Genomic DNA, 14,611 nt, shown 5'->3' on the forward strand with positions numbered 1-14,611 from the left:
AGTGAGGACTTTAGTCCTCTGATTTAGAAAGGACTAAAGTCCTCACTACGAACCTATTACCGTTCGTAGTGAGGACTTTAGTCCTCTGATTTAGAAAGGACTAAAGTCCTCACTACGAACCTATTACAACAACCCTTACCAGCAAACGGTTAACGCACGGGCGGCATAGTTTGAGATTAATCTGGGAACTTTCCTGATTGAAAACCGTCTATTGCCCGATGATTTTAGCTTCGGGATCGTGTAAATAAATAAAAAGATTATTCACAAAAGCTCTGAAAATGTGTTTACAGTTATCCTGATTATTTTCATAGGTTTAGCTCCGTCGCTGGTGTCTTTGTGGGTGATGCGCTCTGCCGAAAGGCAAGCCAGCGAGAGAATTGCAGCGGCCAGGCGGGCGGTAGCAAATAGACCCCTACGAAGTGAACTAGCAATGGGCGATCGCACTTACGTAGAAGGCCTCGGTTACCCGATCGGCGATATCACTTGCGAGTATAACGCTCGCTCTAATTACATTCGCTGTGCAGTGAATCCTTCTGGGCCCTGTCAAGATTGTCGGTACTATCAAGCCAGAACTCTTGACGTTCGCGCTGAAAAGATATAGGTTGTATTGGGGTTGGTGTATGCGAATATTTGCTGAGGTAGTAATCCATCAGTTAATATGTACTTACGTGGAAGGGTTGTTGTTGAAGCTTTTTTGGGACTAGCCGCGCCCAAACTAAGTAATTAAAACCTAATCGAGCAGTATTGCTGGGTTAAATTGGCCCTAACTAGCGGATGGCGATCGGTGTTTTTCTAGTTGATGACTTGCGCTCAGAAACCAGATTTAGATTGTAAATCTTGGTTGGGTTGCAAAAAATCTAGCTAGGAATAAAGAGGGTTTCTACTCTCTTGGGCGTAACTGGGGGAGAGCCAAGAAAATCGCAAATAGCTGACCAGCAAATCTGTAAATCGATTTCTCCAAAACATCGTCAGTAACTCAGCGCTGAAGCGACTGAGCTTGTAAGAGCGATCGAACAAGCTGTGCTGACCAGCCTAAGACCCCAGCGGTCTACGTTATTTGAGTCACGACACCCTGTGGATGCGACGCTAGTCCCCTGCTCTGTCATCTGCAATTAAACAGTCTTAAAGTCACTGAGGCAGTGTTGCAGGTCAAAAAAGCTCTTATAACATTGGCGAAGCGAACATTACCCCGCAAGGGAGGCTCCTTACAGAGCGAACATTATGCGTACAGGGTTGTGAGATTTGAGGCGGTAATTGTCCTGCCGAAAGTGCATTACAAAAGTACACCAAGTCAAGCAACTCCAAGGCGGTAATGAATGCAGAAAGATTCAAGTCGGTTGAAACCGCCCGTGTCGTTTCGCTCCCAGGTCTAAAGACTCTGAGTTTCCCACTTACCGAGTGTTTTTTATGAAAAATTCAGCACTAACAATTGTCTCGAGCATTTACCTTAAACAGAAATCCGCTCGAAGACTCTAAGTTGAACTTTTGAGAAGTTGCTTGTGGGCAACAAGATTCTATTTTTGGCGATCGCAGATGAACGCAGTCTCAAACCTGGATTGTTGTAACTAACTAGACTGCAAGTCATAAATTTTTAATCCGCCTCGTCGATACAGGGTATGCCGATTTCAATTAAATTACACCGCCCAAAAACAATGCAGACAAGCCCCCGACTCAAGTCGCGAGCAGCCCAAAATTTTAGACTTTAGACTAAAGTTCTAGCTCCCAGATTCATCTTTAGAGTCAATCTAAAATCTAAAATCGTTCGACGGAGTGAAGTCGAAGTCTAAAATCTCAAATTGACTGACACGAATTTTTTATGAGGCTGCATAGAAATCCGAAATCCGAAATCCGATCCCCCCTAACCCCCCTTAATAAGGGGGGGACAAGAGTCATTTCAAAGTCCCCCGACTATCGGGGGGATGCGAGGGGGATCGGAATATATGCAACTTCACATTAAATTGGCATGACACGAATTGGTTTAAGGGTTATATAAGCTGTCAGGGCTCGCATCCCAACAACATACCTCATCTTTCTGATAACCGTTATAGATTGTCAGGAACTCAGGGAGTCAACGCCACTGAGCTTGTAAGAAATTACAAGCTATTCTGACCAGCCTAAGTCTTAACTGACTACGTTATTTGAGTCACGACACCCTGGAATGCGAAGCTAGTCCCTTGCTCTGTCATCTGCAATTAAACAGTTTTAAAGTCACTGAAACAGTGTTGCAGGTCTAAAAAGCTCTTATAACCTTGGGCGTTGCCTAACATTACCCGAAAGGGATTCGGAGACAACCATATCTCCACAGAGGGGCAACCATACCCCTCTACCCCGCAAGGGGGATTCAAGGCGATTGAAATCGCTCTTGGAGTTTTCCTCTCAGGTCTAAAGACTCGCTCGTTTCCCACTTACCGAGTGTTTTTATGAGGGTTTAAACTGTCCAGTCTCAGCCCTCGCGCAGGCGATACAGCACTTTTGCTGGTCAAAAAGTAGAAAAAACAGGTTTCGCTCCTGGGCGGTGTCTCCGTACAGGTAATGACGGGTTCCGAAGTGTAGTCGATCGACCTTAAATCGGCTGTATTTCCCATGCTATCCAATAGCAAGATAGCAAAAATTTTGCTGGTGAAAATCCGGCTGTTGCTATTTCTAAGGCAATCCGTTTCAGTTAAAAAAGCTGGGTGCATCTGGTTTTTGAAGCCTGAAGAAGCATGACCGCATATAAGTTATTAGTTATATAGCGGTTCTCACAAAGATGAGGTACGTTGTTGGGCTTGGGCCCTCTTGGTTTAAGTGGTTATATAAGCTGTCAGTTATACCTCATCTTTTTGAGAAAGGCTATAATTCCATATTGATTGCGGTCATGCTTTGCCCCTACGGATATATTTGCCTTGTGCCAGATGCACCCAAAAAGCTCCGGCTAACCCCTCAAAAAAGGAGGGAAAGAAATTCTCTTTCGTCCCCCAACTATCATGGATACGAGGGCGATATCCGGGTAAGAAACAGCGATAGCCGAACAGTTTTGATTTCTAACAGTCAAACAACAGAGCGTCTAAATCTCAATTAAACCTTTGTTACAAGGTGATAATTATCACCTTTTAATGGGTATATTATACACAATCAACGAGGTAATCATATCATGAAAAGCATCGGCAACAAACCAATTTTTCTGAGCCAACAAAAAGCAGGTGATACGACCAGCATTGTTGGCAAAAATTCCCGAACAACAGCAACTCATACTCAGGAACAACCCATAAAAAAAATCAACGCAGACTGGTCTTTCCTGTCTCCAAAAATTGGTGGTGGCGCGGAAATTGAACACCTAGAGAGAGAATTTTTGCGATCGACCGAGTCGGTAGGCCCCGGGAATGTAAAAAATATACTGTTCATCGATGCCAGAGTAGAGAATAGTGACAGCTTGGCAAGAGGAGCAACAGCGGATACAGAGGTATTTTTACTGGACTCGATGCGGGATGGAGTCGATCGAATTACTAGAATTCTTGCTAATTACAGCGATTTAGACAGCCTTCAAATAGTTGCTCACGGCCAAGAAGCCAGAGTACAACTGGGGTCAGTAGAACTGTGCAGCGACAACTTAGAAATCTACAGCCATTTGTTGCAGCAGTGGGGAAACTCCCTCAGCGAGAGAGGAAATATCTTGTTATTGGCTTGCCGGGGAGCCGCCGGGGAAAGCGGCCGGGCCTTCGTGCGCCGGCTCAGTGAAATTACGGGTAGAGAGATTGCAGCTTCCACAGGCTTGGTAGGGAGTGCGGCACTCGGTGGCAATTGGGAATTAGAATTTGCCACAGGAGAAATAGGCGCGAAAATTGCCGTTGAGCAAGAGGTGCTGGAGGCATACAGCGGAGTCCTCGGTACCTTAGTCAACGAAACATTTAGGAACGCCACAGTCAGGGGGCCTTGGCTCTACCGAGGACAAGACGGCAGGGTATTCGACCCCAGCTCAGTCTTTGAAGCCAACAGGCAAAGGATTCCCGGTATCACCGGAGGAAGTTCATCTGGGATACTTCCCGGTTTGGGTGGCGATGTACCAGGCTCTGGGGCTTTGCAATTGACGACCAACGGTGTGGGACTGCCAGCCTTTGTTCTCTACGACAACCCCATACCCTCCACAGAGGGTCTGAAAATTACCTTCGATTTCTTTGCTTACAACGGCACTACTCTCCAAGGCCCAAACGGTTTTATCAGCCCGCAGCCAGGGGACGGCATTAGCTTCTTCCTGATTGACGGGTCAGCTAGCCCTACAGCAGCAGGAGGCTTTGGTGGTTCTCTGGGGTATGCCAACAACACCAATGGCAGCCAACCCGGATTGGTGGGAGGTTATTTGGGCATTGGACTCGATGAGTTTGGGAATTTTTCTAATGATACGGAAGGACGTGTTGGTGGAGCAGTAAATGGTACCATTCCTGGTTCAACTCTCGAAGGCTACAGACCTGATTCCATCACTCTCAGGGGTCGTCAAGCAGATAGTTATCGATTTTTAACAAACGCGATCTCTCCCATAGGTATCGACAACATCCCCAAAAGTATTGACTTTTTAGATGCTGGCGGTACTTATGACTTCAACAATAGTGTCACTACCACTCGAGATGCAGCCAAAAGAAGGATTCAAATTACCCTAGCCCCCTCAAATTCAGCAACTCCCAACAGGCTCACTATTGCCCTAGACCTGAATGGCGACGACTTGTTCACCGGCGCGAATGAAACTCTGATTGACATCCCAAATCTAGCAACTGCAAACGGAGCGATACCGCCTAATTTCAAATTTGGTTTTGCCAGTTCGACGGGAGTTGCAAGCAACTTCCACGAAATTCGCAACCTCGCAATCGAGACTGTCAATCCTACTCCCACCATCTCTGCTGATGTGGCCACCATCAAAAGTGGCCCGCAGTTCATCAAACCAGGTGCTGGCAGTATTACCTACACCATCACTACTACTAACAAGGGGACATCGCCGGCTGAACAAGTTTTGGTTCAAGACGAATTGCCTCCGGAACTCGTTCCTGTCGGCGGAGCCAATCCCATTCGCCAGATCAGTGGGGGCGGCCTTTACTCAAGCACGACGCGGAACGTCACCTGGCCGAGAATTCCCGTTCTCGGTGTCAATCAAAGCGTCACCTACACCTTGTCAGTTGCTTTACCCCCAAGTCTAAATCCTGGCAGCAGCTTAACCAACACCGCATTCAGCAGTGCCAGCACTTTCGACCCCGATCTCAGCAACAACGACGGTTCAACGTTCATAGGCCAACAACAGACTACTATCTCCCCTACTGTTGCCGATCTCGTTACTACCAAAAGCGGCCCCGTCACTTCTGTGGCCGGGTCAACGATTACCTATGTCCTGACCACAGCCAACCTGGGGCCAGACCCCGCTCTCAACGCGATCGTCACTGACAGCATTGTTCCCGGTTTGACTGGAGTCTCGGCATCGGACGGCGGCACTTACGATCCGGCTACAGGGATTGTCACCTTCCCGGTGCTGCCATCCCTAGCCATCAGTACAACAGTTAACCGCACTATCAGTTTTGTCGCCCCACCGACCCGTACTTCAATCAGCAACACGGCTCGCAGCAGCTCGGACACACCCGACCCCTTTCCCCGCACCAACGACGGCAGTACCACCAATAAAGACGGCACTCCCACGAATTCCACTGTTGTCACGACTATTACGCCGATCGCTGATGTGGTAACAATTAAGAGCGGGCCGACGGGTGCGCTGCCTGGAACCCCTGTCAGCTACAGAATTACGACAGTCAATAACGGGCCGAGCCAAGCAGAAGCCGTCACGATCGCTGACAGCATCATTCCGGGCTTGACGGGAGTCACGGCATCGGACGGTGGCACCTATAACGCAGTTACGGGGATTGTCAGCTTCCCTGCTGTTGCGATCGCCAGTGGCGTTACAGTCAACCGGACGATCGGCTTTGTGCCCCCAGTCGCCCTCCCCTCAATCAAAAACACGGCAACAAGCTCCTCGGCGACTCCCGACCCCACCCCTGGCAACAACAACGGCACAAACCCTGAGTCCAGTGTCAGCACTACGCTCGGAGCTATTGCCGATGTTGTTACCACCAAAAGTGGGCCCACCGCTACTACGGCCGGTCGCACAATCAGCTACACGATCGCCACAGCCAACATCGGCCCGAGTCAGGCAGAAGGCGTCACGATTACTGACAGCATCGTTCCCGGCTTGACGGGAGTCACGGCATCGGACGGCGGTACGTACAACCCAGTTACCGGGATTGTTACATTCCCTGGGATTGCACTCGCCAGTGGCGCATCAGTCAATCGGACGATCGGCTTTGTCGCCCCAGGTACCCTGACCTCAATCAGAAATACGGCTCGGAGCTCCTCGACGACTCCCGACCCGATCGGCACCAACAACGACGGCAGTACCACCAATCAAGACGGCACTCCCACCAACTCATCTGTTTCTACCAGCATCACGCCCAGCGCTGATGTGGTAACAACCAAAAGCGGATCGACGCTCGCCATTCCCGGTGCCACAGTCAGCTACACGATCGCCACAGCCAACAACGGCCCGAGTCCGGCAGAAGGCGTCACGATTACTGACAGCATCATTCCCGGCTTGACGGGAGTCACGGTATCCGACGGCGGCACCTACAACGCGGCTACAGGGATTGTCAGTTTCCCCGGTATTTCGATCGCCAGCGGCGTATCAGTCACTCGGACGATCGGCTTTATCGCCCCAACTACCCTGACTAGCGTCAGAAACACGGCTCGGAGCACCTCGACGACTCCCGACCCAGCCCCTGGCAACAACGACGGCACAAGTCCTAATGCCACTGTCAGCACTTCGATCGGTGCTGTGGCCGATGTGGTAACTAGGAAAAGTGGGCCCGCGAGCGCCAATCCTGGAACCACAGTCAGCTACACAATTAGCACGGCAAACAACGGCCCGAGCACAGCAGAAGGCGTCACGATTACTGACAGCATCATTCCCGGCTTGACGGGAGTCACGGCATCCGACGGCGGCACCTACAACGCAGCTACGGGGGTTGTCAGCTTTCCTGCGATTGCGATCGCCAATGGCATTACAGTCAATCGGACGATCGGCTTTATCGCCCCAACAACCCTGACTAGCGTCAAAAACACCGCAAAAAGCACCTCGACGACTCTTGACCCCACCCCGGGCAACAACGACGGTTCCGATCCTACTGCCACTGTCAGCACTACCCTCGGTGCTGTGGCCGATGTGGTAACTAGCAAAAGCGGGCAGACGATCGCCACTGCTGGTACCACAGTCACCTACACCATTAGCACAGCCAACAAGGGCCCGAGTCCCGCAGAAGGCGTCACGATTACTGACAGCATCATTCCCGGCTTGACAGGAGTCACGGCATCCGACGGCGGGATTTACAACCCAACCACAGGGATTGTTACCTTTCCTGCTATTGCGATCGCCAATAACCTTACAGTCACTCGGACGATCGGCTTTGTCGCCCCAGCTACCCTGACTAGCGTCAAAAACACGGCTCGGAGCAGTTCAGTCACTTCTGACCCCACCCCGGGAAACAACGACGGTTCCGATCCTAATGCCACGGTGACCACCAGTGTCAGCACGACGCCGCGCCGCAACATCCCCCCTACAGCAGAAAACGATAACGTCACTCTGGGGCGAAACAGCGCTGTCAGGCTCGCGAACTTGGGAGGAACAGACACAGACGGCACTGTGGTTTCCTTCACGATCGACACTTTGCCTCCAACAAATGAAGGCGTACTGTTCTTAGGCGACCCGGCCAACGGCGGAGTAGCGGTTACAGCCGGTCAAGTCCTGACGCCGGCTCAAATCAGCCAGTTGTTCTTCCGATCCACCGGCACTTTTACAGGGGCAAACTTTACCTACAGCAGCACGGACGATCGAGGAGATCGGAGTCTCGCAGCTACCGTTGCCCTAATTCCGCTGCAGGTCAAGGAACCGCCGGTACCAGTCAATACCAACTCTCCTGTAGCGCCGAACGCCACCATCAACCTCACGGGGCTGATAGCAAACGACCCGGATAGCCCGATCGCTTCTTACAAGATCGACACTCTGCCCCCCGCAGACCAAGGCGTCCTATTTTTGGGCGATCCGGCTAACGGCGGAGTGGCAATTACACCAGGTCAAGTCCTCACCCCAACGCAAATCAACCAACTATTCTTCCGGGCCACAGGCGCGTTCAGAGGGGCCAGCTTTACCTACAGCGCGACAGACACCACCGGGTTGCCCAGTCCGGCCCCCGCTACTGCATCCCTGTTCCCGCCTCCGGTTAACCTACCCCCGGTTGCTAACAACGCCAGCGTCAGCTTGTTACCCGGTAGCGCTATCAACATCCCCGGACTCGGAGGATCGGACGACGGCACTGTGGTTTCTTTCAAAATTGAGACTCTGCCGCCAGCTAATGAAGGCGTGCTGTTCTTGGGCGATCCGGCCAACGGGGGAGTACGAGTTACAGCCGGTCAAGTCCTGACACCAGCTCAAATTACTCAGTTGTTCTTCCAGGCGGGCACCGATTTTAAAGGGGCAAACTTCACCTACAGTGCCACCGACAACCTCGGCGCTACCAGCCCGGCCGTTGCTACTGTCTCCGCACTGCCGATCGTACTTAACCAACCGCCGGTACCATTTAATGCCAATACCTCGGCGGCCCCCAGCAGCACGATTACCGTGCCCGGACTAGCAGGCCGAGACCCCGATCCAAGCGATACGATCGCCTCCTTCGACATCAAAACCCTGCCACCAATAGCTCAAGGCCGTCTGTTCTTAGGCGATCCAGCCAGCGGCGGAGTTCCAATTACGATCGGTCAGATCCTGACGCCTGCTTCGATTAACCAATTGTTCTTCCAGGCATCGGGCAACTTCACGGGTACCACCTTTACCTACGGCGTCACAGACAGCCGCAGCCTAGGCAGTCCTACTGCGGCAACTATCTCAATTTTGGCCGCACCTGTCCCGCCCACGCCGACGCCGACGCCCACACCCATACCGCCAACACCCACGCCAATTCGGCAACCGACGCCCACACCTACCCCGATACAGGCACCCACGCCCACACCGGTACCCACCCCCACACCAGAAATCCCGCAGCCACCGACACCGACACCCACACCAACACCCCCGCCTATCGGGCGGGTACCCGAACCTGATACGGGCTGCGATTGCACCCCCTTACCCCTGCTGCCTCCGATTACATTTATCCAACCGCAGGCAGGGCAAATACTCAACTTCGACTCTAACGCCGTAGAACTCACCGACATCCAAAACACGATCCTCGGCACTCCCGGAGACGACTATTTAGGCGGGAACGACACTAACGAACTGTTTCTTGCCGAAGCTGGAAACGACATAGTTTTAGGTGAAGACGGCGCTGATATTGTCTTCGGAGACCAAGGGGCAGACTTCATCGCTGCCGATAAGGGCAACGACATCGTTTACGCGGGCAAAGAAAATGATGTGGTGTTTGGAGGGAAACAAAACGATCGCATTTTTGGCGATCGCGGTGCGGACTTATTGTCGGGCGATCGCGGTGACGATACGATCGTCGGCGACAACGGCAACAACATCGACTTGACTGGTAACGAGGCCGATCTGATTTTCGGTGGCGAAGGAAGGGACGCAATTGCTGGCAATCAAGGCAACGACATCATTTTCGCCGGCAAAGGCCCAGACATCGCCTACGGGGGCAAAGAGGACGACGCGATCTTCGGCGATAAGGGCCGTGACACCCTCTACGGCGACAGCGGTAACGATTCCCTGTTCGGTGGCGTCCTCAACTCCCTAGATAGCGATCCAGACGGGCAAGATTTGCTGTTTGGAGGCAATGGCAATGACGTACTGTTCGGCCAAGAAGGCGACGATACTTTGCTAGGTGGCAACGGCCGGGATTTGGCCTATGGAGGCAAAGGGGGCGATCGCATTTTTGGCGAAGCTGCTTCCGACACTCTCTACGGCAATCAAGGTTCTGATACCATCGTCGGCGACTACGGTACTGCTGTTGGCAGCACAATTGCTACTGATGAAGGCGACTTAATTTTCGGCAACGATAGCGGCGACATCATCGGCGGCGGCAGCGGTAACGACAGCATTTTTGGCGGAAAAGGCAATGATTTAGTTTACGGCGGCAAAGACAATGACCTGATTTGGGGCGAACTCGGTTCCGACACCCTTGTCGGGGACGAGGGAGACGATTCGCTTTACGGCGGCTTGCAAAACGAATTAGTCAGCGACGCCAACGGCCGCGATTTGCTGTTTGGGGGCAACGGTAACGACTATCTCAACGGCGGTGAGAGTTCCGACTCTCTCGGCGGCGGAGAGGGTAACGATACTGTTCGCGGCGGCAAGGATGACGATTTGATCCACGGAGATGCCGGCGATGACTTGATGTACGGCGATGGCGGCAGCGATATTATGTGCGGCGAAGATGGCAACGATACCATGTATGGCGATCGCGACGATAACCAAGATGTCTCCGTGGGTGCTAACGGCCAGCAAGAGTGCATGGACGGTGGCAACGGCGACGACTTGTTATATGGCAATGAAGGCCAAGATACCCTCAACGGATCTGACGGTAGCGACACTCTCTACGGAGGAACAGATAACGACATTCTCAACGGCGGTGCAGGAGATGACTGGCTGTTTGGCGGTGCGGGCGAGGATACTTTAATTGGAGGTATTGGGAGCGATCGTTTTGTGTTAAATGACAACAGCGGTATCGATACTGTCCTTAATTTTGAAGTAGGAATCGATAAGTTTGCTTTAGGTGGGGGCTTGAGTTTTGCTCAGTTGCAAATTAACTCGACTGCGAACGGCACAGTCCTGCAAATAGCCTCTACTGGGCAGGTTGTAGCTAATATTTTCGGAGCCAGTAATGCTATTACTGCTCTGGATTTTGTGACTTTTTCCCAGTAAACAGCACCGTGCATTTAATGCGCCAAATTTGACCTAACATTGAGAAACCCGGTTGGCGAATAAACTGGGTTTCTCAATATTTAATATTAAATTCGGCTGGATCGGAATGATTGAACCGCAGAGGGCGCAGAGGACACAGAGAGAGAGAGAATAGAGAGATGAATTATTCGGATGAAGAGCGGATTTTAGATAATTTGAGATTTAAGATTTTACAATCGCGATCGAATTTAATTTCACATCGATTACCAAGGACTACCAATCATTGTAAAAGCAGACCAAAAATAGGGATGAGTGAGATTTTGTGCAGTCAAGCTATCTTCCCGTAATGGGTTCCCGGCGGGTAGGGAATCGCCATTACCTGCCATCTCTCCGATGGCTTGCTGGCTATTTTGCCCTCCCCGTTTGGCTGCAACAAAAGGGCCCCGCAAAACTCCATTTTCGATCCGAACTTGACCTTGGATCATAGCTATTTGCGCTGCTCTGAGAGCTTCAGCTTTGATCGGAGCTGTTTTTAATTGATGGTAAAACTCGCTCATCAATGCTAGCGTACCTTCATCAGAAACATACCACAAACTCGCTAAAGCCGACTTAACTCCTGCTTGAAATGCCAAGCCAGCAAAACCCATTTCCGTTTTTTCGTCTCCGAGTGCTGTGCGGCAAGCTGATAGTACCAACAACTCCACAGGTGGATTGTTCCACCCCAAATTTCTGAGTTGATCTAATTGCAGTTTTCCATCCCACAGTTGAATAAAAGAGTTGCTCGCTGCTCCCGGTTTAAACTCGCCGTGAGTTGCTAAATGAATTATTTGATAGGGATTTCTACTGCGTTGGGATTTCAGGTTATTCAGGGTAAATTGTTCGTTCAAGAAAGATTTTCCCTGCCACAAATCTACAATAGTAGATAGTTCTGTTGGCACTGCTGGTAGGGGATCTAACCGATCGAATTGAGCTGCTCCCATTGCTAAAACAGAGGCATTTTGTAGCGATACATAGCGGGTATCGGTAAGGGAAATAGCGGGGATTAGACTGAGAGAATATTTTTCCACCAGGAATTGTTTGCCGTCATAAAGAGCAGCTAAGGGGAGACTCCGCAAACCCGTATCCATTGAAAATAACAGCGTATTGATATTTTGTTCCTGCAAGTCTGTTTCTAAAGGTGCAATCAGCAAACTGTAAAGTTTTTGAGCGGATGCTTTGTAGCTGGTGGTGTTCAGATTCCGAGGATTCAAGATTTCTGCGCGGAATTCCGTTGCTAGTTTGATGATGCTCTCGCGATTGGCTTCCGATACGGTTTTTCTAATCGCCGAACCTTCGGGAGAGAACAGTAATAATTCTACTCGATCGCTAAATAAGTTAATATAAATAATTGCCGATCTCTTGCCTGTTTGTGAAGCTACTTTGAGCAAAGTTTCGCGAATATTTTCAGCACCGATATTGGGATTGGTAAAGCCATTTCCAAAATAGTTAGCATATTTCTCGGCTCGGTTTCTATCTAAAGATAGCATGGAATTGATGTTAGCAATTGCCTGCAAATTTGCCGGAGGATTCGCTACACCACTGGGAATATTCGGGACGCCGGGGGGTAGATTCTGCCCGAGGCGGCCCCGTATTTGAGTTATATTGGGCGCAGCGGGCATCGGGGGATTCCCGGGAAGACTGCGAGCATCAATTACCTGAATGTTGGGAGCCAGTGTTGGAGATTTGTTAGAATAAATCTGTTGGTTGATAATAGAATTTTGTTGGTTACTGGTAAGAATGGAAGTGCGATCGATATTCCCATTTGTCGGCAAGTTATTAATAATCGGAGGCGCAGACAACAGCTCCATATTATTCATCATCGGCACGGGAAAACCTCTAGGAATAAGCTGTTGGTTGATAGGAAAATTTGGCTGGATATTGGGTGCCAGAGCATTTTGCAGATTGTTACCCTGTTGCAAAAATTGAGTGGCTAAATTGGAAGGAGCCTGAATATTCTTAGGAAGAAAATTTAAATTATCCGTATTAGGTTGTGGAGACATCACAACATTAGTATCATTAGGAGTGACATTGAGATTTGCCGTATTAAGCTGTGGAGGCATATCGTCCTTACTATCATTAGCAGGCGGATTGCGATTGTTGGTATTAGTAGGTTGTGGAGCGCTCGCGGCATTATTAGTATTAGCAGGCGGATTGCGATTGTTGGTATTAGTAGGTTGTGGAGATGTTTGAGCCGTCCCGCTGTTATTTTGTCTTAAATTATTAGGAGGGAGAGTTTGCGAGGCAGATCTGGTTAATTGAACGCTACCGTCACTATTAACAGCAACATCTGAAGCATTATTAACTTTTTCACCATTACCTGTCAGTAATTCGGGAAGAGTTGCAGATGAGTTTTCGCTGGATGTATTGGGATTTTCCCCTTGAGAATTCAATGCTTTGCTGCTGACTTCTATACTGAGCAAATATCCTGGTTGGCTGATGCGGACAACACTTTGGCCCGTCACTGAAAGGATGTTAATTGTACCTCCAAGTGCTGTAAATAGACCTGTATTTGTAACCGTGCCACCGAGTAAAGTTATATTTTCTCCTGGTTTTACCGCCAAGTTCCCACGATTCACAATGCTGGCAGGTGTCACATCCGAAAATACAAAACTGCTGGGATTTCCTGTTAAATTGAGATAGTTGTTAGAACCGATCGCGTTCAAAAAATTATTGCCAAAACCGATGCTATTAGCAGTTGTCGCAGTAAAAGATGCGGGTACATTTAACTGAGAGTTACTGCCAAAAATAATACCCGCTGGATTGATTAAAAATAAATTGGAATTGCCACCGCTAACTTGGATCGAGCCATTAATTATAGACGCCTCACCGCCAACAACTCGCCCTAAAATATTTTGGATGTTAGGATTTGAAATAAAATTCGCTGTTTGATTTTGGTTCAAGCCAAACCGTTGGAAACTCTGAAAAAGATTCACCCCATCTCCCGATAGTTTACCACCGCTAATATCGAGTCGATTTCCTTGAGGGACGATGGTAGTACCGGTGCCGTCATTCGCCGGGATAACCGATTGCCCGAAAGCAGCCGTTTCCCCGAGGAATAAGCAAAATGATAAAATTAAAAACAGATTTTTCGCTTGATTTTTTGTTTGATTTTTGGCGATTTGGTACAGTAAAATCATTATCCAGAACCTTCCACTACTAAACAAACATTTCCGGGCATCCAGTCGCTAACTAATTTAGAGATTGTCTCGGCTAGATCGAAGTCTTGTTGTGTCAGCCCCTCTGCATCGTGAGTTGTGAGACTTATCGTGACGCGGTTGTAAGCAATAGCAATATCGGGATGGTGGCCGGCTTTTTCTGAGGGGGAAATCAGACAATTTACAAAGCTGACAGCTTCGACAAAATTTTTAAATTTGTGCGTATATTTAATAGTTTTACCTTCTCTAGTCCAATTAGGCAAATTTTGCAAGCGCTGAGAAATTTCCTTTTCGTTTAAGGGTTTGAGTTTGCTCTTTTCAGAATTTTGTGCTACGAATTTAGAGGATATTGAGCGATAAGCGGGTGCAACCTGTTCGGCTGTTGGCGGGATTCCATCAGACGAAGCAAGAAAGACTAAGGAAGAAAGACTAAGGAAGAGGAAAGAAGAAATTAGGAAGTTTCGCAATGATTTTGTAATTGATGTCAGTGATTGAAGCAAGAAGCAAGGAAGAGGGA

4 protein-coding genes are annotated in these 14,611 nt (G+C 49.6%); 2 read left to right on the forward strand and 2 right to left on the reverse strand.

The window, feature by feature from the left end:
- Positions 1 to 280 precede the first annotated feature (280 nt).
- Both QZ938_RS07630 and QZ938_RS07635 read left to right on the forward strand, forming a co-directional pair.
- On the forward strand, positions 281 to 601 hold the full coding sequence (locus QZ938_RS07630; RefSeq protein WP_293350363.1) for a DUF6464 family protein: 321 nt from the start codon (positions 281 to 283) through the stop codon (positions 599 to 601).
- A gap of 2,532 nt (positions 602 to 3,133) precedes the next feature.
- Positions 3,134 to 10,921: a DUF4347 domain-containing protein gene (locus QZ938_RS07635; RefSeq protein WP_293350360.1), complete on the forward strand. Its 7,788-nt coding sequence runs from the start codon at positions 3,134 to 3,136 to the stop codon at positions 10,919 to 10,921.
- Between the two features lie 242 nt (positions 10,922 to 11,163).
- Here the strand turns inward: QZ938_RS07635 and QZ938_RS07640 are convergent, their stop codons facing one another.
- Positions 11,164 to 14,076, reverse strand: coding sequence for a CHAT domain-containing protein (locus QZ938_RS07640; RefSeq protein ID WP_293350357.1), 2,913 nt, complete (start codon positions 14,074 to 14,076; stop codon positions 11,164 to 11,166).
- Positions 14,076 to 14,444 (reverse strand): 4a-hydroxytetrahydrobiopterin dehydratase, encoded by a 369-nt coding sequence (locus QZ938_RS07645; RefSeq protein ID WP_293150057.1) that lies wholly within the window; start codon positions 14,442 to 14,444, stop codon positions 14,076 to 14,078. Before QZ938_RS07645 ends, QZ938_RS07640 begins: the two co-directional genes overlap by 1 nt.
- Positions 14,445 to 14,611: the final 167 nt, after the last annotated feature.

It is taken from the genome of Microcoleus sp. CAWBG27, assembly GCF_020883145.1.
Lineage (GTDB): Bacteria > Cyanobacteriota > Cyanobacteriia > Cyanobacteriales > Microcoleaceae > Microcoleus.

Bases quoted from the DNA above. Each gene is read 5' to 3' on its own strand.
- QZ938_RS07635 (WP_293350360.1), top strand. From the start codon at position 3,134: ATGAAAAGCATCGGCAACAAACCAATTTTTCTGAGCCAACAAAAAGCA.
- QZ938_RS07640 (WP_293350357.1), bottom strand. From the start codon at position 14,076: ATGATTTTACTGTACCAAATCGCCAAAAATCAAACAAAAAATCAAGCG.